At 44.7% G+C, this 21068-nt stretch carries 18 protein-coding genes and 1 pseudogene; 10 read left to right on the plus strand and 9 right to left on the minus strand.

All coding sequences use genetic code 11. The features are described 5' to 3' along the window. Window positions 1-2: 2 nt before the first annotated feature. A complete protein-coding gene (gene phnN / locus ACVA58_RS26475; protein ID WP_446513245.1) occupies window positions 3-614 on the minus strand; it encodes a ribose 1,5-bisphosphokinase in 612 nt (203 codons plus the stop codon). Between the two features lie 312 nt (window positions 615-926). On the opposite strand from phnN, the gene ACVA58_RS26480 reads away from it, so the two are divergent. Both ACVA58_RS26480 and ACVA58_RS26485 read left to right on the plus strand, forming a co-directional pair. Beyond that, complete coding sequence (locus tag ACVA58_RS26480) at window positions 927-2408, plus strand: winged helix-turn-helix domain-containing protein (protein WP_446513246.1); 1482 nt, start codon at window positions 927-929, stop codon at window positions 2406-2408. Between the two features lie 207 nt (window positions 2409-2615). Further along, the gene (locus ACVA58_RS26485) at window positions 2616-3092 is read left to right on the plus strand and encodes a hypothetical protein (RefSeq protein ID WP_446513247.1); all 477 of its coding nucleotides are present in this window, start codon (window positions 2616-2618) and stop codon (window positions 3090-3092) included. 419 nt (window positions 3093-3511) lie between these two features. On the opposite strand, the gene ACVA58_RS26490 is transcribed toward ACVA58_RS26485, so the two are convergent. Further along, the gene (locus ACVA58_RS26490; protein ID WP_446513248.1) at window positions 3512-5017 is read right to left on the minus strand and encodes a Mur ligase family protein; all 1506 of its coding nucleotides are present in this window, start codon (window positions 5015-5017) and stop codon (window positions 3512-3514) included. Window positions 5018-5574: 557 nt separating this feature from the next. On the opposite strand from ACVA58_RS26490, the gene ACVA58_RS26495 reads away from it, so the two are divergent. Further along, entirely contained in the window at window positions 5575-6375 is an 801-nt protein-coding gene (locus ACVA58_RS26495) for a hypothetical protein (protein WP_446513249.1), read from the plus strand. A 305-nt stretch (window positions 6376-6680) separates the two neighbouring features. Continuing rightward, window positions 6681-6884: a hypothetical protein gene (locus tag ACVA58_RS26500; protein ID WP_446513250.1), complete on the plus strand. Its 204-nt coding sequence runs from the start codon at window positions 6681-6683 to the stop codon at window positions 6882-6884. On the opposite strand, the gene ACVA58_RS26505 is transcribed toward ACVA58_RS26500, so the two are convergent. The 5 genes from ACVA58_RS26505 to ACVA58_RS26525 all read right to left on the minus strand — a co-directional run bounded on the left by ACVA58_RS26505 (window position 6859) and on the right by ACVA58_RS26525 (window position 13706). Next, window positions 6859-7362: an RpiB/LacA/LacB family sugar-phosphate isomerase gene (locus ACVA58_RS26505; RefSeq protein ID WP_446513251.1), complete on the minus strand. Its 504-nt coding sequence runs from the start codon at window positions 7360-7362 to the stop codon at window positions 6859-6861. The genes ACVA58_RS26500 and ACVA58_RS26505 overlap by 26 nt on opposite strands. 129 nt (window positions 7363-7491) lie before the next feature. Next, entirely contained in the window at window positions 7492-9000 is a 1509-nt protein-coding gene (locus ACVA58_RS26510; RefSeq protein ID WP_446513252.1) for a CoA-acylating methylmalonate-semialdehyde dehydrogenase, read from the minus strand. Between the two features lie 16 nt (window positions 9001-9016). Continuing rightward, window positions 9017-9925, minus strand: coding sequence for a myo-inosose-2 dehydratase (gene iolE / locus ACVA58_RS26515; RefSeq protein ID WP_446513253.1), 909 nt, complete (start codon window positions 9923-9925; stop codon window positions 9017-9019). Window positions 9926-9936: 11 nt separating this feature from the next. Further along, window positions 9937-11787 (minus strand): 3D-(3,5/4)-trihydroxycyclohexane-1,2-dione acylhydrolase (decyclizing), encoded by a 1851-nt coding sequence (gene iolD / locus ACVA58_RS26520; RefSeq protein WP_446513254.1) that lies wholly within the window; start codon window positions 11785-11787, stop codon window positions 9937-9939. Between the two features lie 11 nt (window positions 11788-11798). Then, the gene (locus tag ACVA58_RS26525) at window positions 11799-13706 is read right to left on the minus strand and encodes a bifunctional 5-dehydro-2-deoxygluconokinase/5-dehydro-2-deoxyphosphogluconate aldolase (RefSeq protein WP_446513255.1); all 1908 of its coding nucleotides are present in this window, start codon (window positions 13704-13706) and stop codon (window positions 11799-11801) included. A 628-nt stretch (window positions 13707-14334) separates the two neighbouring features. Between ACVA58_RS26525 and ACVA58_RS26530 the strand changes: the two genes are divergently transcribed. From ACVA58_RS26530 to ACVA58_RS26540, 3 genes are all read left to right on the plus strand, one after another. Then, window positions 14335-15333 (plus strand): sugar ABC transporter substrate-binding protein, encoded by a 999-nt coding sequence (locus ACVA58_RS26530; RefSeq protein ID WP_446513256.1) that lies wholly within the window; start codon window positions 14335-14337, stop codon window positions 15331-15333. 79 nt (window positions 15334-15412) lie between these two features. After that, window positions 15413-16906 (plus strand): sugar ABC transporter ATP-binding protein, encoded by a 1494-nt coding sequence (locus ACVA58_RS26535; RefSeq protein WP_446513257.1) that lies wholly within the window; start codon window positions 15413-15415, stop codon window positions 16904-16906. Window positions 16907-16979: 73 nt separating this feature from the next. Beyond that, window positions 16980-17996, plus strand: coding sequence for an ABC transporter permease (locus ACVA58_RS26540; protein ID WP_446513258.1), 1017 nt, complete (start codon window positions 16980-16982; stop codon window positions 17994-17996). A gap of 146 nt (window positions 17997-18142) precedes the next feature. Here the strand turns inward: ACVA58_RS26540 and ACVA58_RS26545 are convergent, their stop codons facing one another. Continuing rightward, window positions 18143-18769 (minus strand): HD domain-containing protein, encoded by a 627-nt coding sequence (locus ACVA58_RS26545; RefSeq protein ID WP_446513259.1) that lies wholly within the window; start codon window positions 18767-18769, stop codon window positions 18143-18145. A 165-nt stretch (window positions 18770-18934) separates the two neighbouring features. Here ACVA58_RS26545 and ACVA58_RS26550 point away from each other — a divergent pair, with 165 nt between their 5' ends. The 3 genes from ACVA58_RS26550 to ACVA58_RS26560 all read left to right on the plus strand — a co-directional run bounded on the left by ACVA58_RS26550 (window position 18935) and on the right by ACVA58_RS26560 (window position 20663). Next, window positions 18935-19264 (plus strand): hypothetical protein, encoded by a 330-nt coding sequence (locus ACVA58_RS26550; protein ID WP_446513260.1) that lies wholly within the window; start codon window positions 18935-18937, stop codon window positions 19262-19264. An 88-nt stretch (window positions 19265-19352) separates the two neighbouring features. Continuing rightward, window positions 19353-20027, plus strand: coding sequence for a tRNA (adenine(22)-N(1))-methyltransferase (locus ACVA58_RS26555; protein WP_446513261.1), 675 nt, complete (start codon window positions 19353-19355; stop codon window positions 20025-20027). A 399-nt stretch (window positions 20028-20426) separates the two neighbouring features. Beyond that, window positions 20427-20663 (plus strand): PAS factor family protein, encoded by a 237-nt coding sequence (locus ACVA58_RS26560; RefSeq protein ID WP_446513264.1) that lies wholly within the window; start codon window positions 20427-20429, stop codon window positions 20661-20663. Between the two features lie 126 nt (window positions 20664-20789). Here ACVA58_RS26560 and ACVA58_RS26565 read toward each other — a convergent pair. Continuing rightward, window positions 20790-20927: pseudogene (locus tag ACVA58_RS26565) on the minus strand (GNAT family N-acetyltransferase); the annotation flags it as partial. Window positions 20928-21068: the final 141 nt, after the last annotated feature.

A 21068-nucleotide genomic window follows, 5' to 3' on the forward strand; every position in this document is an offset into this window, starting at 1 on the left:
CTTCATTGCCGTATCCCCCCAGACCTTTGATACTGATAACCATCTATCTGGGGCCTAACGCTCTGGTACTTTTTATACTCTTCGATAAATTGCGTAATAGTTTGCTCTAACGTGCCACTGTTATTAAGCACAAACCCATTATCATGGCATTGTCCTCGGTAATACTCAGCCCTCGCAAGGCGATCAACAATTTGATCTTGTGTCTCACGGCCACGGGCATAAAGCCGCGCTTCAAGCACTTCGACACTGACATCGACAACAATAGGGACAACCCTGTAGCCAAAATCCTTCATGGCCTGCTCTAGATAGGCACGAGAGCCATTAACGACGACATCTAGACCCTGCGATAACCAAAGCTCAATCTCTTTGCCTAATGCATAGTGGTAACCATTCGCTTGCCAGCTCATGGCAAACAGCCCTTGAGCATGGCGTTGGATAAACTCTTCTATCGACAGCTCAACGTGATTCTCACCACCAGCCTGTGCCGAGCGGGTAATGTACCGATGAGCGACCAATAGCTGTTGCGGATAAAGATTACGTATCGCCTGAAGCAGGCTATCTTTGCCTGCCCCGGACGCGCCCATTACATAAAATAACGTGCCTTGTTTACTCACGCATTTCTCCTTGCGTATCCTGTTCTCTGTCTCTTCTTTAATTAAAAGACCTGTTTGCTCTGACGACAAACGTGAGTGGCATAAATGTGATCATGCAAATGGTGCCCAAGGACTAAGTCGACACACTTGTCTTGTTCGATATGTTGTGGTGAAAAATACATAGTAATCAATGAGCAACACTTCAAATAAGCCTGCAGCAGGCCAAATTGTCTAGGTAATATCCTCAAAAAAGGTTCATCAAAGGCAGAGACTTGCTTCCACGATTCAAACCCTCTAGGCTAGCAGGGTTAATTTTTTCATTGTTGTAAGCCCATGACTGACATGCCCCGTTATCTTATTCACCACGAACCTCGGATCCTCTTCACTCCAAGCCATAACCAGATCACGATTGAGGAAGAAGATATACACCTCGAGCCGCTACAGTCGAAGCTTCTCAATTATTTCATCGAACAAAATGGCAATGTAGTTGATGCCCGCCAGATAGCAGATAGCGTGTGGAAAAGAAGTCACGTTTCAGACAACTTGGTTCGCCAAGTGATAAGCCTACTGCGGAGTCAACTTAGAGATAAAACCAGGCCTTACAGTATTATCAAAACTATTCCTAAACAGGGGTACCTATTTGATCTGGTGGTTTCCGAGGTAAATTCGCCAGAGCTAAATACAGCAGAGTCACATGTTGAATGCACAGCTCTAATACCAAAAGAAGAAAAACTAGAATCCGTTCAAACAACAGTCAACCCGCAACTAATGGTAAAGCGAAAGAATAAACGTCTCGCTATCATCATCTTCGGAGTGTTACTACTGGGAGGGCTTGGCGTAGGGTACGCCTGGCAACAATCTGCTTTCAACATAGAGGCTGAAAAAATTACACAAGCACAACAGATTACGCCTGTTTTTCTGCATCAAGTACAACTTGATATAGAGCAAGATTATGAGATGTCACAAAGTGTTTATAATTATCTTTTCTATGGCCTAAATTCCGCAAAAACCATTTCAGGCTATCATTTTTCTCAACTGACACCTGAGGCAAAAAAAACACTCGGTAGCAATGGCGTTGAACTTAAAAGCTGGATAAAGCATAACGAAAAAGGTTATCTATTAACCGTTTTTGTGCAACACTCGAAACAACCAGAATTAAATAAAAAAATAGAAAAACAATTCAATGAAAACAATTTTTTCAATGAAGTTGGTGATGTTGTTCTCGAATTAAAGACGCTCATATCGCCCGATGACCCAGGATATGAAATCGCTAATCATCGTATTACTTCAATTACAGATTACAATGATTGGAAAGTGATCTCTGCGGGTATATCCCTTTTTTATCAAGGAAAAGGAAATATCGCTCTCGACTCTGTTGCCAAGCAGCTTCAAACGATAAAAGAACAGGGGCGTGAAAACTATCTTGTTAATTCATTACTGTCCTATAATGCGTCATTACGGTTTTTACAAAACGGAAGCAAGGCGGACCAAGAAATGTCTCTTCAACTTGCGAACCAAGCTTTTGAGATGAACCCTCGCTGTGATATTGCCAATTTAACTTTAGGTTTGGCATTACTACTGAACGGACGTAATGACCAAGCTTTCCCTTACCTTTTCTACGCAGCAGAAAGTACCCCAAGCCCGATCAGTTTCTATCTTTTGAGTGTGGTTGACATACAATCACACAACCCAAGAGGCGCGGCTTACCATTACCAATGCTATAGCGATATGAAAAAAGAGGTAAACGGGCAACTCTTTGATCTTATGGAACCTTTACAAAAAGCAAACTTTTTCCAAACCCAAAATCCTTCTTAACTTGGCAATCGTTATATCTTCATCCTACAGCCCTTGTCTCACAAGGGTTTCAGGCACGTAGCAGCAATCCACACCGACTTCACCTGTAATATCCTAGATTTGATTTTTGTTTGTTTACGCTGCCGATTGCCTTGCATCAACAATAAGTACGCCTATCCTGCCCATAATCTCACCCACTCAAAATTATTGCTTTCTCGAGGTAAAACCATGTTAAAGAAAATGGCTTTTCAAATTATTCCACTACAGATCTTCTTGTTTGTATTCTGGTTCAAAAATGGCTTCATAGATAAAGTAATGGGTGTGATATTAGGAGTCATTACACCAGAGACAGCATATTCAGGCGATACGTGGGCTGGTTGGAAAGGTTATATTGTTGGCACATGGGATAATAGCCAAGTAGGTCATACCTTGCTAAGCCCAACATTTGACTTCATGTTTCCAGTATTAATCCTTTTACAATGTGTACCATTCATTCTAATTATTCGCTCAGTCTTAAACGGCGAGTTCATGGCAAATAAAGAACGCCCTTGGCTATTCTACTCTGCCGTTTCATCACTCTTTGTAGCTGGTTGTATGGCATTTACTCAAACACTTACTGGCGCGAGTGATGGTCAATATTTATGGCAATTTATGGGATTTAGCATGATTGCTATCATGTTTATCCGTCATGAACAGACTAAATAACAAATCATGACTAATTAATAGGCCACTTGATAAAAATATTTATACTCTGATATTTAGTGGCCTACTTCTCCCACAACTCGACGCTCTAGTCTTCTCCTGAAACCAGCGAGTAACTAAGTAATCAACCATCACCAATGAATAAATGACATTCCAGATCCGAGCAACATAAGCAAACATTTTAATTGCAAACGCAATGCAAAGTAAGGCACTAGCTTCACCCCCGGCAATATCCCATGCGAGTAATACTAAAGTAAACGAACTGACCCCTATGCCATATTTAAACTGGCAATAAGTTGAGATACGTTGCATTCTTCCGCATGGCAAGATCTTCCGCCTTCGATATCAAAGCCCTTTTTTATCACCTTGTTTACAACAGTCGCCATTAAACTGCTGGCTGCTTGAAATCTATTGCCCGATTTTTATTTCACCATTAGATCAGCGGTTTTTTCGGACTCCAGTTGGCTCGATACTATTCGCAAACCCATATTTTCAGCAGCGACATTTAATGCTTCCAAATCCCCTAAATAAGGTTCAGCATTATTTTTGTTGTTACTGATATATTGATATTTCTCATGCCCTTTGCCACACAACAACAAGACATCACCGGGTTGAAGATCGGCTGTTGCCACAATAACCGCCTGTTGTCTGTCTTCAACACTGGTTGCCCTTGAATTCAGTTCAGCCGGTAAGTTGCTCATTAACGCACCAAACAACACATCCTGACTTACTCCCAGCGGATTATCAGTTGTCAGTACCAATCGGTCAGACTGGTTAAAGCAAAGCTGCCCTATCTCCGGAGCATCGGCTAACCGCTCACCGGTTACACCTATCAACGTTACTACCCTGCCAGTGTTATGTTCACGGACATTCCGGTACAAATTGCTCAGGCTATCGAAATTATGGGCATAATCGAGGATCGCCGTAGCACCATTACTGAGAGGATATACTTCACTTCTTCCAGGTGCTGGTTGCATGTCACCAAACAATGCCAATACTTCGCTAATCACCATTCCCAGAGCCAGCATTGAGGCAATAACTGCTAGGCTATTTTCAATATTGAACCGGAACGGCAGATTTGATACCACTTGATACTGCGCCCCTTGATATACCAAGGTAAATTCACTGCCACTACAGGTTGAATGTATATGTGAAGCATAAAGATCGGCTTGATCGTCTGCACAGCTAAAAGAGATGACCTCACAACGGCTTCGGCAGCGCTCCATTACTGAAAGCGCCTGTTCATCATCGATGTTGACAATCGCTATCCCGCCAGGCTTAAGCCGATCAATCAAACGAAGTTTGGCCTGTATATAATCTTCACGATGCTTATGGTAATCCAGATGATCCGAGCCAATGTTGGTGATGATCACCGTATCAAAGTCAATATGAGTGACCCTGTCTTGTGATAGCGCATGGCTGCTGACTTCCATCACATGGTGTGACACGCCAGACTTTTCCATCGCGTGGAACAAATTCAACAAGGTAATGGCATCAGGTGTCGTGTTGTCTAGCGGGTAATACACGTTATCGAAAGAGCTTCCCAACGTACCGGTGTAAGCTGATTTTCCTCTCAGGTTCAACAATTGGTTAAGACAATATGCCACAGTCGTTTTGCCGTTTGTACCCGTTACCCCAATATGCTTAATCTTATCTTGTGGGTATGCATAATATTGGTTGATTAGGCTAATTGACGTGCTGTGGCTTGGCGTCACCATACATGGAACCGACAGCTCCAACGGGCGATTTGCGATTATTCCACAAGCGCCACGCTGTATCGCATCCTCTGCAGATAGATGACTGTCCCAAGTCAATCCTTGGCGACAGACAAACACATCACCGAGGTTAACCTTTTGGCTATGAGTCTTAAATTCCGTTACAGGTAGTGAAGCTAATGTCGTTAATAGTTTTCGGTGGCTACTGTTCATGGCTCGTCTCGCCCTTAAGGGCATATATGTTGCAACTTACATTGAAAGTGCTATTGAATCTCAATGACCAGTCGAAACTTATAATCAATACTGCTAGCTAATGTTGTTAACCAGCAATCATAGCATGACAAGTTTGTTGTTGGAGTCTCTGGCTACGCAGTTCAGCTATTTTGTCCAACCCTTTTTGAACAACTGGTTACAGATCAACCTTACAACCCGTCTCTATCCCTGATTTTAATCTAAAGGCGATCAGCCGCCACGTGATAGCACACACACCAAGCAGAAATGACTCACAGAGCGAGTACACTCTTTTCGTCAGGTGAATGTCGAAGTTTTGATGATGGCATACGCACTCAATATTAATAAAACACTATTTATTTAAATTAAAAAATTTAATAAAACAATATTCTTTTATCTCAGCAATCAGAATTGCTTATGATAGATATCAACGATAGTAATTATACCAACAACAATAAAACACTGTATAAATACACCATAACTTAAGCACTTAACCCAACACCTACTACTGTGGTAGGTCATCATTATGGTGAATTGAAATGAAAAAACTTTCTGCAATCCTTGCTGTTGCATTGCTAGCTGGTTGTAACTCGTCAAATAACTCTACTGATGACAAAGTAATGCCACCTGCAACTCATTTGCCTGAAATTGAAGTTCCGGAGAGGCCTGTACCTGAGGTACCAGAGCACTTGCCTGAGTTTGGCCCAGATCGCCCACAGCCAGACAACTGGTACTCTGAAGTTTCTGAACGCTTTGGTATGACAGTTGCTGCTCTTCACAAAGCCTGTAGCTTTGAGGGTGAGCACCCGCAATACGAAGTCTTTACTGGCTGTGATTGGCAAAATGACACTCTTACAATCACCTACTATGCGGCGAAGAATACAGCTGACAATGATCCAGGCCACAGCAGCACTGACTTTGAGCACAACTTCACGTGGGTAGTGAATGATGACAATATCGCTGCAGGTAAAATTTGGCCACAAGCCAACCATATAGCAACTGGCTTAGATGGCAAAGAGCTGCATATTGAGTATGGCGAAGTCTTCTATTCGCTGGGTTTCTGCCAGGAAAACGCCTGTACAGAGGAGGAGGATTACCACACTATGAAACACCCACTTGCCATCATTTCGGATAATAACCATGTGTTCTCTGATGGCTCACCGCTAGATGGTGCAGGCTCAGACTTTGTGATGGACTCATATCGCACTGTTGACCAACTGTTCTTCATCGCCAACTTCATAGACAACGAAACAGACTCTGTCTACAACAGACCATTAAAGATGGATCCAGCTTACCCGGCGATCATTTATGACGTGCTAAGTCCTGCATTTGGTTATTAATGCGTATCCATGTAGCTTCAATTTGCTTTGCTCAACATTACTGACTTGGCCATATTCTTAAGCGAAGGGGGTTCCTTCGCTTTTTTACATCTCCCTGCATCTTTTTACAGCCAAATTCCCGTTTTTCTACACAATATATTTTCTATTGACTGCCTCATTGATGGCGATTTAACCCTTAGTACCAATAAAATAAGAAAACTTGATATGGTTCACTTTTTGCTGAATCTATTCACTTAAGGCTTTCGCCAGCCTACTGATTTTACACTATGTTTAAAAAGTGACTAATACGTACGGAGTAATTAAGAATGCCACTGCTAGCTTGCCCACTTTGCGAAAAAGAGATTTCTAAACGCGCTCATACCTGCCCTAATTGTGGTGAACCAGACCCATTTCGCTACTACAGCCGCAAGAGTTGGGTTGAGCGCATTATATGGACAGTCGTAATAGCCATTATTGTTATCTATAGTTGGGTAGAATTGCTACCTATGGCAATTGAAGCACTTCGCTAATGCCATCATCTACAGTGAAGTTCTTCTTTTTTAGCTGATGAGCTTCTATATCGCAGATAAGGCTAAGCCTATATTGGCGTGTTTCCGTACCATCAAACTTTGCATCAAGCCATGTTTTAACGAGCTGCACCGCAGTAGATAGATCGGTAGTGAGCGCACCAAGGGTAAGCACATTGGTATCGTTATGCTCTTTTGATTGCTTTACCGTGTAAAGGTTTGCCCCCATCACTGCACGAATACCGTTAACTTTGTTGGCACAGATAGACATACCAACACCTGTGCCGCATATCAAAATCCCTTGATCTACCTTGCCTTGGTTTATCAGGTTTGTTACCTCCTCTGCATACAAAGCAGAATGTGTTCGATCTTTGTCATCAGTACCAACGTTCACCATTGTATGACCCAAAGCCTCAAGATTTTTTATTATATGGCACTTCATCTCGACGCCAATGTGATCATTGCCAATTGCTATTTTCATATTGATTAAATCCTTTATTCATAGCGATACCAAATCCAATAAACAATGAATTAGTCATTTTATAAACCTACCACGATTAAAAAAGCCAGACTGAGAACAGCCTGGCATTATTCTTTAACTCAAATCGTATTACATGGTTGGCATAACAAAGCTACTGCTGTGCTGCTCAAGACGAACACTGGTAGGCCAACGACTAGTGACTGTCTTCATCCGGGTATAGAAGCGCACACCGTCGTTACCATGCACATTCAGCGGGCCGAAAACCGAGCGCTTCCAGCCACCGAAGCTGTGGAATGCCATTGGGACTGGAATTGGCACGTTTACCCCAACCATGCCAGCTAGTACGTCTTCACTGAATTGACGCGCAGTTTCACCATCACGGGTAAAGATAGCGGTGCCATTACCGTATTCATGACGGTTGATAAGCTCAAGACCGGTTTGATAATCCGGTACACGTACAATCGCTAGGACTGGGCCAAAGATTTCTTCTTGGTAGATAGTCATTTCTGGTGACACATTATCAAACAGCGTTGGCCCAACAAAGAAACCATTTTCATGACCATCAATACTGATATCGCGACCATCAACAACCAGTGCAGCACCCTGCTCTACACCTGAATTAATGTAATCACAGATCTTCTCTTTGTGCTGTGCAGAAATAACTGGGCCCATGTCGTTTTCAGGGCCATCAACCACACCAGGACCGACCTTCATCGCATCAATTTGTGACTTCAGTTTATCAATAACCTGATCAGCGGTTTCATCACCAACAGCAACGACAACTGACAATGCCATACAACGTTCACCAGCAGCGCCGTAGGCTGCGCCCATAATAGCACTTGTCGCCATATCCAAATCTGCATCTGGCATTAGGATACAATGGTTTTTTGCGCCACCAAGGGCTTGGCAACGCTTACCGTGTGCTGATGCGGTTGAGTAAATATACTCGGCAATTGGGGTCGAACCAACAAAGCTAACCGCTTGAACTTTAGGGTCGGTAAGGAGTACATCAACGGCTTCTTTGTCGCCATTAACGACATTGAACACACCATCTGGTAAGCCTGCTTCTTTTAGCAGCTCTGCAATGACCAGCCCCAATGAAGGATCTTTTTCTGATGGTTTCAGAACAAACGTATTACCCGTTGCCAATGCAATCGGGAACATCCACATTGGTACCATTGCCGGGAAATTAAATGGGGTAATACCTGCACATACACCTAACGGTTGCATCAATGAATGGCTATCAACGCCTGTACCAACGTTTGCTGAATGTTCACCTTTTTGCAGGTGCGGAATACCACAGGCAAACTCAACCACTTCCAGACCGCGAGTTACTTCACCGACCGCGTCTGAATAAACTTTGCCGTGCTCGTTAGAAATTATACGGGCCAGCTTGTCCATATTCTGCTCTAGCAACGCCTTGAACTTGAACATGACACGGGCACGCTTAAGCGGTGAAGTTTTCGCCCAGGCTGGGAATGCTTTGTCAGCTACTGCGACAGCTTCAGCGGTTTCGGCCGCAGAGCTTAGAACCACCTGACGAGTTTGTTCGCCTGTCGCCGGGTTAAATATCGGTGCAAAGCGCTGGCTGTGGCTTTCGCTGATTTGGCCCTGAATGAAGTTTTGAACTGTTTCCATTGTTTTGCTCCTGTAATTACTCTTGGCCTTCGCCAGTTAATAGCCCGGCCTCGCGAGCAAGTTTTTGTAAATTGTTAAAACCTAAAGTTGCATACGTCATTGGGTGAGCAATGGAAGGGTCCTGCTCTGCCTCTACAACACACCAACCTTGATAATTCGCTTTCTTCAGTTGCTCAAATACCGCAGGGTAATTTACGCAACCATCACCCGGTACCGTGAAAACACCATCTAACACCGCATTTAGGAAACTGGTATTTCGATTCTTCACATCGGCCAGAACATCCGCTCTTATATCTTTGGTGTGAACATGGTTGATACGGTGAGCCCAACGTGTTGCGACTAGCACTGGATCAGCACCAGCGAAAGTCAGATGGCCAGTATCAAGCAGTAAGCCCACCTCATCACTGGTGTATTCCATCAAGTTATCGATATCTTCCGCGGTTTCGATAACCGTGCCCATATGGTGATGGTAGGCAACTTCAACACCCTGGCTTTTGGTGTACTTAGCAAACTCGCTAAGTTTCTTGCCATACTCTTGCCATTTGTCAGCGGGAAATTTAGGTCGTAAGCGTACTGGCGTGTCTTGTAACCCGTGAATACAATTAGTCACTTCAGCGAATACCATTACCTTGGCACCCAACTCACGCAGTAATGTTAAGTGAGGTTGTACGGCTTCAATTTCTTCTTCTACCGAACGGGTCAACAATTCACCGGAATACCAGCCAGAAACCAACTTAACATCGTGGTTTGCCAAAATTGGCCCAAGCACGCTGGCTTCGCGCGGAAACTTATTCCCCAGCTCAAAGCCTACAAAACCGGCTTTTCGCCCTTCCGTCAAACATGTCTCTAGCGGTGTTTCAGCACCCAGTGATGGCAAGTCATCGTTGGTCCAGGTCAGTGGGTTTATACCTAGTTGAACAGTCATGCTTATTCTCCTTAAATAACTTGCTGTTGTTTAGCGATTTCATACCGCGCTCTGGCGGCGCGAACTTGTTCACGCTCAGACACTTCGGGGACTGCAACTTCCCACCATGAACCACCAGACTCTGTTGTGCTTAGAGGGTCAGTATCCAAGGTGATGACATAAGTAGATGTCGCCTGCTTGGCTCGCATCAATGCTTGTTCAAGCTGAGCGATATTGGCGACTTTTTCTGCTTTCGCTCCTAGCGAACGGGCATGGGCTGCGAAATCAGTTTTTGGTGCGCCTTCTTCAACGGTATTGCAGTCTTTGAGCAAATTATTGAAGCCAGCGCCTCCGCAAGCATGCTGAAGTCGGTTGATACAGCCATAGCCACGGTTGTCCAACACCACTAACACCAGCTTGTGCCCTAGCATGACCGACGTCGATATTTCAGAATTCAACATCAGGTAAGAGCCATCGCCAATCATGACGAACACTTCTGAGTCCGGTTTAGCCATCTTGACACCAAGGCCACCAGCGATCTCGTAACCCATACAAGAGAAGCCATATTCCAAGTGGTAGCCTTTGTCATAGCGGGTACGCCATAACTTATGCAGCTCACCAGGTAAACCACCAGCCGCACAGACCACGATGTCTTTTTCATCGGCTGAGCGGTTTACCGCACCGATAACTTCGGCATCAGTCGGTAAATCCGTTTCGCGATCTGTCATGGCAATAGAAACCGTTTCATTCCACTCCTGGCGAAGCGTCTCTGCTTTATTTTGCCAAACTGAAGAGACCTGCCAGTCAGCTAATTGCTGCGTTAGTTTAGGCAGTATTGCCTTGGCATCAGCCACCAAAGGCGTTCCGTAGTGCTTGGTGGCATCAAAGCCGTTTACATTCAGCGAAACAATTTTGGCATCAGCCTTAAATAAGGCCCTTGAGCTAGAGGTAAAGTCCTGTAATCTACTGCCCACAGCAATGACGACGTCAGCTTCAGCAGCCATTGTGTTCACGGCCGCTGAGCCCGTTACACCAATAGAACCTAGATTCGATGTATGATCCCATGGCAGTACACCCTTACCGGCTTGGGTTTCGCCCACTGGCAATTGGTAGGTTTCTACAAATTCACGGAATTGCGCTAACGCTCCAGAGTAATGAATACCTCCACCCGCGACTACCAAAGGCTGTTTAGCTTGCTTGATCAACTCAATAACGTCAGCAAGCTCTTTCTCATCAGCCCCCGGTCGACGAACACGATGGATTGTCTCTTTGAAGAAATGCAACGGGTAGTCAAATGCCATGGTCTGAACATCTTGCGGTAGCGCAATGGTTGCAGGGCCGCACTCAACCGGATCCGTCAATACTCGCATCGCCTGTGGCAGGCTATTTAGCAATTGCTCAGGACGAGCGATACGGTCAAAAAAGCGGCTGACTGGTTTGAAACAATCATTTGGCGTAATTGTTGCGTCACTCCAGTCCTCAACCTGTTGCAATACCGGATCTGGTTCACGGGTAGCAAACGTATCTCCAGGCAGAAGCAAAACGGGTAGACGATTGACATGCGCAAGTGCAGCCGCTGTCACCATATTCAATGCACCGGGACCAACCGATGTCGTGGCAGCCATCATTCTCTGACGATTATTGGCCTTGGCAAAAGCAATCGCGCTATGTGCCATTGCTTGCTCATTATGGGCACGGTATGTCGGCAGTGTTTCATTGGCGTGGTAAAGTGCCTCCCCTAGCCCGGCGACATTGCCGTGGCCAAAGATAGCAAACACACCCGCAAACATAGGTTGGACTTCACCAGCTATTTCCACTTTTTGCGCTTGCAAGTATTTCACCAGTGCCTGAGCCATGGTCAGGCGAACAGTATTAACACTCATGAACGACTCCTTTAGCCACGCTGGCGCCACAAAGTAATAAGGTTGTGATAGTTCTGCTTGATCTGTGCAATCAAACCAGCATCATCAATCTCATTAGCAAGCCACTGACGTGAAGGCTGGCCGAAAATGGTTCTGCCAACCGCAAAGCCTTTAACTATGCCGGTACTTGCAGCCGCATTGAAGCCGGCTTTCAACTCCTCTTCCGGGGCATCTAAACCAAGTAACACAACACCACGGCAGTGCTCATCCCTCGCTTGGATCAGCTCATCGACGCTCTGCCATGATTCTGAAGTCATTGGCGGCAGCTTCCACCAATCTGGTTTCACTCCAAGATTATAAAAACGCTGCATCGCACGCAGATATAGCGCATCAGAGCGTTCCATATCTGAAGGCAAAATAATTTCCAACAGCATTTCATGCCCTGTTTTACAACAGGCTTCATACACTTCACGCACTTGTTTTTCTTGCTCAAGACGCAGCGCATGATGATCTTCGGGGTGGAAGAACACCAAACATTTCACAACGTGCTCTAAAGGCCAATCAATCAGCTGCGAGCCAATGTTCCCGTGTTCAAGCTCAAGCGGACGTGAGGCTGGAAGCTCTACCGGACGGCCAATCCACCAGCCTTCACCGGTAATTTCATTCAATACGTCTTGGCCAAATGTACTATCACAGAGTAATCCGGCTTTTCTTGTCAATCCGGCTTCTTCGGCCACTTCGCGGCTTGCTTGCAAAATCAGCTGTTTCAGCGGTTTGACTCGGCTAATATCTGCATTTGCTTCTCGGGCCATATCTACAAACTGAACACGGTGGTCAAACGCCAGCACACAGAGTTCTTCCCACTCTTTATCACGAGTCGTCACTCGGTGTAGGTGGTTCAAACGCTCATCCAGATCAGGACGAGGAACATCATGGGCACGAGTCAGGTAATCATCCAACTCTTCCTTTGAAGGCATCGCTGGTGCACAACCATGACGTGAGACGACTAAGGCACCACAGGCATTGGCATAAGCGCACGCCTTTTCCCAACCTTCCTCGTTGAGGTATCCGCGCAACAGGCCAGACATAAAGGCATCACCGGCCCCAAGAACATTGAGTACATCAACGCGAACCCCTTCAACGGTGATCCCTTCATCAAGATCATGAGGAATATCATCAGTAAACACTGAGCATCCCAGAGGGCCACGTTTACAAACCAATTCTGCTTGGCTGACTTCACGCACTGCTTTCAGTGCTTCCACTGTATCGGTAGAACCACCCGCAATATGGAATTCTTCTTCTGTTCCGACAATTAAATCAAACAGCCCTAGCACCTCTTGAAGCTGCTCGGTAACCTTACCTGATTCAATAAAGCGTGTTTCACCGTCACCAAGCGCGGTTAGCCCCCAAAGAACAGGACGATAATCAATATCAATAGCTGTCTTTACACCATGCTTACGGGCATAGCGTAATGCCGTTAAAACAGCTTCACGGGTATGAGGGTGCGATAAGTGGGTGCCAGTGATTGCGAGGCAACGTGCTGATGCGATGTATTGCTCATCAATATCATCAGCAGTAATCGCCATATCAGCACAGTTATCACGGTAGAAAATCAGTGGAAAAGTATCTTCATCTTTAATGCCGAGAATCACCAAGGCAGTTAGGCGTTCTTCATCGGTAATTAAGTTACTGGTATCAACACCAACTCGCTGAAGCTCTTCTCTCAGAAAGCGCCCCATGTGTTCATCACCTACTCTGGCAAGCATGGAAGACTTAAGCCCCTGCCTTGCCGTCCCGTAAGCGACGTTGCCAGAAGACCCACCGAGATATTTTGAGAAAGTGCCCATGTCTTCCAGGCGAGCACCGATTTGCTGGCCATACAGGTCAACGGCAACTCGACCCAAACAAATAAGATCCAACTTCTTATTGCTGGTATTCATCCTTTTCACTCCTTCCTTTAACTACTCAGTAGTTAAAAACCGCTCTGATAATGGTTGAACTGATTTTGACAATCTAAGTTGAGAACACCTATCCCAACCCTTATTGTTTCGATACACCTATCATACGAAATATCCATTTCATTTTAAATTTAAAATGAAATGAAAAATATATTTTGTGATCAAGGTTAAACTTTATTGCCAACCCAAAACCTATTCAACAATCGCTCACAATGAAAAATATTTTTCATTTACCAGTAACATAGCAGCAACATTTCACCCTCAGCTTGATATTCCATTCCATATCAACAACTTAGTATAAATCCAGTATATTAACGCATTATTAAGCCTTATAAATCATAAAATTAGAGCATGAGATAACTATTAAGCATTGATTTCAGTGAGACTTGGTTAACAATTTTGTCATTTACACTCAATCAGGGGTGGTTATTAATTGAGCTCGAGCATATAGTTGTTTACATAAAAATAATAAATTTATTTCAATCAACGTGAACACGCTCTCTGGCTAGATATTTCGTCCCAGAAAGTGAATAGCACCTATTTACCGTATTTTTGAAATGTATATTTCACCCAGAAAAACGGTTAGGTGCACAATATAAAGGAGGCAACAATGCCGTCATTGATACATGGAATTACTTCTCTACTTACACACTCTATCTCGACGACAAAGGCCCTTTCTAAGGGAATCCTACGCAAAGTCGCCATTATCGGCGCCGTGTTAACACTGGCTGCATGTGGTGGTGATGAAGGTGAAGCTAAAACAAAGATCGGCGTTGCTATTCCGAACTTTGACGACACCTTCATGGTCTACATGAAAGACTCTATGGCGGAGTACGCGAAGGAGTTAGGCGATGTAGAACTTATCTTCGTCGATGCAAAAGAAGATACCGTGAAACAATTGGGGCAAATCCAAAACTTCATTGTCCAGCAAGTTGACGGCATCATTCTTGTTCCGGTTAATACGGACGCAACCCAACCAGTTACTGACAGCATTCAAAAAGCTGGTATCGAATTGGTATACCTAAACCGTCGCCCTGGTTACCTACCAGAAGGCGTCTCTTATGTTGGATCTGACGAACTCCGCTTCGGTGAAGAACAGGCAAAATATGCCGCCTCAAAGCTTGAGGGCGGAAATATCGGTATCATCATGGGCATGATGACGGTTGAAGCCGCATTGCTTCGTACCCAAGGAGCAGAAGACTTCTTCAAAGACAAGCCAGAATACAACGTTACCCGTAAGCAAACCGGCCTATGGCAACGCTCGCAAGGCATGATCGTGATGGAAAACTGGATCAACTCTGGTGAACAAATCGACATAATTCTGGCAAACAATGACGACATGGCACTAGGTGCAATTCAGGCGCTTCGTGCTGCAGGCAAACTAGATGACACCATTGTCGTCGGTGTTGATGCGACCCCAGATGGCATCATGGCTATTGAACAAGGCGCATTGGATGCCACCGTTTTCCAGGATGGTGTCGGTCAAGCCAGAGGTGCACTTGATGCTGCACTGAACGCTATCAATAAAAAGCCACAAGAGAAAATCACTTGGATCCCTGCTGAACTTGTAACCAAAGACAACCTCGCTGAATTCCAAGCTAAAGGTTAATCCACATCCCTCTCTATAAATAACTAACTCGGCCCTACAACGCGCTAACCACGTAGGGCCTATTTTGGAGCAAATCAGTATGAGCCAAGTAATACTTGAGATGCGTGGTATTACCAAAACCTTTCCTGGTGTAAAAGCACTCGATAATGTGCAACTTACGTTGAAGAAAGGCCGCGTAATGGCACTCATGGGCGAAAATGGTGCAGGGAAATCGACCTTGATGAAGGTGCTGTTTGGCACGTACCACCGTGATGAAGGCAGCATTAGATACCAAGGGGAACTCGTCAACTTCTCTGGTGCAAAAGAGTCACTAGAAAGTGGCATCTCAATGATCCACCAGGAACTCTCCCCTGTTCTTCACCGTAATATTGCAGAAAATATCTGGCTAGGCCGTGAACCACTCAAAGGGCCACTAAGGCTAATTGACCATAAAAAAATGTATGCAGACACCAATGCACTGCTTCAACGCCTAGATTTGGAACTTGACCCTCGTACCTTGATGAGTGATCTCACCGTAGCCACCATGCAAATGGTTGAGATTGCTAAAGCGATTTCATTTGATTCCAAAATAATCATCATGGATGAGCCAACCTCTGCACTGACCGACAAAGAAGTCGCACACTTATTCGATATCATCGAGAAGCTGAAATCCCAGGGTGTTTCCATGGTGTATATCAGTCATAAGATGGATGAAATCTTCAAGATTTGTGATGACATTACCGTATTCCGTGACGGTTGCTATATCGGTGAACGTGAAGCTCAAGACACAAATCATGACGAACTTGTCCAAATGATGGTTGGCCGTGATCTTGGCGATGTTTTCCCACCCCCAACTGCCAAGCCGGGAAAAATTCGACTTGAAGTGAAAAACCTATCAGTTGACGACTGCTTTAAACCCATGAACTTCAAACTCCATGAGGGTGAAATCCTAGGTATCGCAGGTCTCGTTGGTGCTGGTCGAACCGAACTTATCGAAACGCTGTTTGGTGTACGCGAAAAAGATACTGGCGAAATTTGGATCAACGGCGAACATGTCGAAATCAAAGCACCACAAGATGCGATTAGTCACAAAATGGCTTTCTTAACCGAAGATCGCCGCCATTCAGGCCTCTATTTGATGTTGGATATATTTGCCAATACATCAATTGCCCACCTTGATGCTTACAAGAGCAAGGTTGCGAACGTCCTTGATGTCCGCCAAATGCGCTCAGACAGTGAGGATCACTGTAAGAAGCTAAAGGTAAAAACCCCGCATATGAACGAGGCTATCGACAACCTTAGCGGTGGTAACCAACAGAAAGTATTGTTAGCCCGCTGGATGTTGACCAAGCCCGATATCCTGTTCCTCGATGAACCGACCCGAGGTATCGATGTTGGTGCAAAATCTGAAATCTACAAACTCATGCGTCTTTTAACCGGTATGGGTAAGAGCTTAGTAATGATCTCGTCAGAGCTGCCAGAGGTTATCGGCATGAGTGACCGTGTATTGGTCATGCATGAAGGCAAACTAAAAGGCGAACTCGACGGCCCTGAAGCAACCCAAGAAAAAATCATGTCTATGGCACTGGCATAACAACCATTTGCCAATAACAACATTCACTGCTGTCGTGACAGGGTGACGCAATAATTTATCAAGGAAAGTCATTATGATTGCGAAGTTAATAGAAGCAACGTCTGGTGCAAAATCGCCACAGAATTATAAACGCTTGATTTCAAAGTATGCCATCTACGTTGTATTCATCGCCATGTGTGTGGTGATGTCAATTTTATCTCCAGTATTTCTTACAGTAGCCAACTTACTTAACGTCGTAACCCAAATGGCCAGTATCGGCCTTCTGGCACTCGGGGTCACCATCATCATTATTACCCGGGGTATCGACTTATCATCTGGTTCGGTCCTTGCAGTCGCTGCCGTGGCCTCGGCCAGTATGGCGCAAACCCTCGACTGGGGTATGCGTATGTACCCGGCGATGCCTGAATTACCGGTTATAGTCCCAATCCTCGTCGCGTTAGCTGTTGGTGCGCTATGTGGATTTATCAACGGTGCGCTAATCTCTTACACTGGTATCCCTCCGTTCATCGCAACCTTGGGAATGATGATCATCGCCCGTGGTGCAGCCCTACTTTACTCAGACGGTCGTCCAGTCAGTAGCTTAATCGATTCTTACCAGTGGATTGGTCAGGGTTCTATTGCCGGTATCCCAGTTCCGGTGGTGATATTTATCGTGATGGCCATCGTGTCATACATTTTGCTGAACTATACACGCTTTGGTAAATATGCGTACGCAATCGGCGGTAACGAAACAGCGGCCTATGTATCAGGTATTAACGTTAAGAAGTACAAGATCCTGGTTTATACCTATGCTGGCCTACTAGCCGGTATCGCAGCACTCATCCTGTCTGCTCGTATCAACTCTGGACAGCCTGGACTCGGGGTAATGTACGAACTAGATGCCATTGCATCGGCAACCGTTGGTGGTGTATCCCACGCCGGTGGTATCGGTACGATTCAAGGCACCATCATTGGTACCATGATCATGGGTGTGTTACAGAACGGCCTCGACTTATTGAATGTCTCGGCATACTGGCAGCAGGTCGTGAAAGGTCTGGTGATTATCGTGGCTGTTGTGTTTGATATGAAGCGACAGAAAAAGAGCAAATAGTCATCGCCCTTAATAAGTGCATAAAGACAAGTACATAAAAATAAATACAACTTGGCCTATAAAGAATTAGCTTTACTGTAGGACTTCACGTTGAGGTGCCACGTTTCTCCCCTAGGGTTACGTGGCTTTTTTTATTTAGCTAAGAGTTAAATCTCTGAGCCTAACTGCTTTAAGTACTCTTCCATAAAGACGGTACGTTTCTCTGCTTCAGCCTTTGCTGATAACGTGTTCATCGTATCCTTCAATTTAAAGAGCTTGGTGTAGAAATGATCGATGGTGTAGAGCCGATCATTTAATTCTCGGTCAGTACTGAATGGATCTTCTGCATCATATAGGCTAACACCTAGACTTGAACTCACCTGGATACAACGTGCGATGCCAATAGCACCCAAGGCATCTAGTCTATCTGCATCTTGAACTATTTGAGCCTCGAGTGTTTCTGGCTTTATATTCGCGCTGAAGCTGTGCGTAACAATAGCGTGACTAATTGCATCTAAAAATTGAGAGGGGAAGTCAATACTAGCCAGGAACTCCACCGCTTTATTTGCTGCAACCTGGGAGCTTTTCGCCCTATCTGGATGATTCTTTGGAAACGAAAAGCAATCATGTAGATAAGCGGCAGGAAGGACGATTTCAAGCACAGCCCCTTCACTTGCGCATAATTCTTTGGCCGTTTTAACGACCCTAAGCACATGATTCATATCATGAGCGAGATCCTGCTGCATTTCAGACTGAATAAACTCAACAAGCTGTTTTTCGAACGCTTCTACCACTTATGCTCCTTACAGATCCATGCTCTATCGCTCAATCAAAAAAGTACAATACACGCAACAGGCTTAACCCTCTACCAGATTAACTGAGTTTTTCATTCTGCAACTTTAGTAACCATCATTGAAAAGGCTTTCTTGTTATCTTGTAGATCACAACAACGACATGTCATGCATATGATTCATATCTCTCAGGTACTGCCTTTAATAGATAAACAGCTAAAACAGATGCACCCCAAAGAAGTGGTTCAATTTAAGACGTTTAAGAAAGATCGCGGGTTCATGATTTACCGAGCAAATGCCGAACAATTCCAACTTGTTGAAAACGGCTTTAACAACGCCTCATTCGCGGGTGATGCTGACAAGATAAAGAAACAAGCCAAGAAGTCATTAAAGCGTGAATTTCCAAGGAGTAACAAGGTGTGGGTTGAGTATTTTCAGGAGGTCGACTGCCCTCTTGACATAAAACCGCATCACTCAAAGCAGATGTCATTGTTCTGATACGACACTTTATGGCTTTACCTACTTCGCTATAAGGTGAAAAACCATTACAATGCGCGCGTTTTCAAACGTTAATCAGGCATCTCCAGTGAAACTCAGTAAAAGATTGAAGCAAATCGAGCAAATGGTTACACCTAACTATACCCACGTTTGGGATTGTTGCTGTGACCATGGCCTTATCGGTGCAGCACTATTGTCCCGACAAGCAGCAGATAATATTCATTTTGCTGATATTGTTCCGGATCTGATGACAGCATTGGAACAGAACCTACAACGTTTCTACCCCGGTGCGGCATGGCAAGTGCACTGCCAAGACGTAGCAAAGCTTCCTTTGAGTCAACATACAGGAAAACAATTAGTTATCATTGCAGGTGTGGGCGGTGACTTGATGTGCGATCTCGTAGAAGCCATTCACCTGAACCATCAAGACACTAATATCGATTTTCTACTATGTCCGGTAAATAACCAATACACCTTACGCCAAAAGCTCATAAAGCATAACTTTGGCCTGAAACAAGAAGTGCTGATTGAAGATAACCGACGCTTTTACGAAATCATGCATGTCTCTTCAACACGAGGGGAAAACGAACAGATCAGTACCGTTGGCAGCCAGATTTGGCAACCGGCATCAGACAAAGAAGCTGAAATCGCGAAAAAGTACAAAACGAAAACCTTGAATCACTACCGTCGCATTCAACGAGGAAACGCCACAAATCTCGAGCTTCAATCTATTGTTGACGGCTACAGTGCCGTGGTGGTGTGATTAGCTTCAAAGCCTAGAATGCCAGATGTTCAGAATCCCATACAACACTTAGTATGGGATTGGCCACTCCTTACAAAGACATACCTAACACTTTAAGTGCGCAAATATCCCTACCGCTTCGGTCCCCTGAATCAGCTTGATACTGCAATTTAGCCTCGTCTACCGAGAGATACTCTTGGCTGAGGTTTAACCCCATTTCAGAGTGAAAAATGGACGTAAAAAATTTTCCCTTACCTATAACGCCTATCCTCAAGGGATGATTGTCTGATCACGGAATCAATCCATCTCTCGATGTCTCAGTTACGGCTTATTTGTGGTATTGTATGATTTATGTCACAGCATTAATGTCGTAAAAAGTTATAGAATTAGACTACCCCCAAACTAACATTAACGATGCAAATGAATACAAACACAACACTTATATCTGACACTTTAAAACGTCTTGTTGCTCAAGCCCCAGAGCAACACGCACAAATTCGCCAAGCACTATATGAACAATTAAGCCTGCCATTTTGCAAACAGTTAGCCTTGTATGTCAATGTATTAGGGCCTGTAAGCTCGGGTAAATTAGAGGGCCACAACATTGAGAAAGCGGTAGACTTAGCGCTTGAAGTCTTAGAAGCCCCGAACCATTAAGTTGATATACAAATGGCCCTTTTTGCTCCAAAAGGGCCATTTTGACACGGAAATACAACACAAACGACATGAGTTATCCGCATCATGTTGTATGACAAGTATCCCAGCGTTTCCGCTCCCTTGTTCCCACTCCGTACGAAGAAGACCATAATTTACCGAGTCGTAGTATTCGCCTTGGTAGTAACGTACTTTTCTCATGCACGCTTCTTATTTGAAACCTAGTTTCGCAGCACAAGCCATCATGCGAGGGTTAGCCGACCATGTATAAGGCGGTGGAGCAGAGCTTTCAATGCCTGTCGTTGACAGGAACTTCCCCTAACCAGACTTTTGTAGTGGTCAAGAATAATTGGCCACCTCTTTAGAGCTTTCCCAATATAATCGTTCTGACTCATTAGGAGTCAGGCT

It is taken from the genome of Photobacterium sp. DNB22_13_2 (genome assembly GCF_052873915.1).

What these genes read in the sequence shown, in the direction of transcription:
- ACVA58_RS26560 (WP_446513264.1), top strand. Translation starts at nt 20,427, where the DNA reads ATGAATACAAACACAACACTTATATCTGACACTTTAAAACGTCTTGTT.
- ACVA58_RS26490 (WP_446513248.1), bottom strand. Translation starts at nt 5,017, where the DNA reads ATGAACAGTAGCCACCGAAAACTATTAACGACATTAGCTTCACTACCT.
- iolD (WP_446513254.1), bottom strand. Translation starts at nt 11,787, where the DNA reads ATGAGTGTTAATACTGTTCGCCTGACCATGGCTCAGGCACTGGTGAAA.
- ACVA58_RS26525 (WP_446513255.1), bottom strand. Translation starts at nt 13,706, where the DNA reads ATGAATACCAGCAATAAGAAGTTGGATCTTATTTGTTTGGGTCGAGTT.
- iolE (WP_446513253.1), bottom strand. Translation starts at nt 9,925, where the DNA reads ATGACTGTTCAACTAGGTATAAACCCACTGACCTGGACCAACGATGAC.
- ACVA58_RS26550 (WP_446513260.1), top strand. Translation starts at nt 18,935, where the DNA reads ATGCATATGATTCATATCTCTCAGGTACTGCCTTTAATAGATAAACAG.
- ACVA58_RS26510 (WP_446513252.1), bottom strand. Translation starts at nt 9,000, where the DNA reads ATGGAAACAGTTCAAAACTTCATTCAGGGCCAAATCAGCGAAAGCCAC.
- ACVA58_RS26485 (WP_446513247.1), top strand. Translation starts at nt 2,616, where the DNA reads ATGTTAAAGAAAATGGCTTTTCAAATTATTCCACTACAGATCTTCTTG.
- ACVA58_RS26535 (WP_446513257.1), top strand. Translation starts at nt 15,413, where the DNA reads ATGAGCCAAGTAATACTTGAGATGCGTGGTATTACCAAAACCTTTCCT.
- ACVA58_RS26480 (WP_446513246.1), top strand. Translation starts at nt 927, where the DNA reads ATGACTGACATGCCCCGTTATCTTATTCACCACGAACCTCGGATCCTC.
- ACVA58_RS26505 (WP_446513251.1), bottom strand. Translation starts at nt 7,362, where the DNA reads ATGAAAATAGCAATTGGCAATGATCACATTGGCGTCGAGATGAAGTGC.
- ACVA58_RS26495 (WP_446513249.1), top strand. Translation starts at nt 5,575, where the DNA reads ATGAAAAAACTTTCTGCAATCCTTGCTGTTGCATTGCTAGCTGGTTGT.
- ACVA58_RS26530 (WP_446513256.1), top strand. Translation starts at nt 14,335, where the DNA reads ATGCCGTCATTGATACATGGAATTACTTCTCTACTTACACACTCTATC.
- ACVA58_RS26540 (WP_446513258.1), top strand. Translation starts at nt 16,980, where the DNA reads ATGATTGCGAAGTTAATAGAAGCAACGTCTGGTGCAAAATCGCCACAG.
- ACVA58_RS26500 (WP_446513250.1), top strand. Translation starts at nt 6,681, where the DNA reads ATGCCACTGCTAGCTTGCCCACTTTGCGAAAAAGAGATTTCTAAACGC.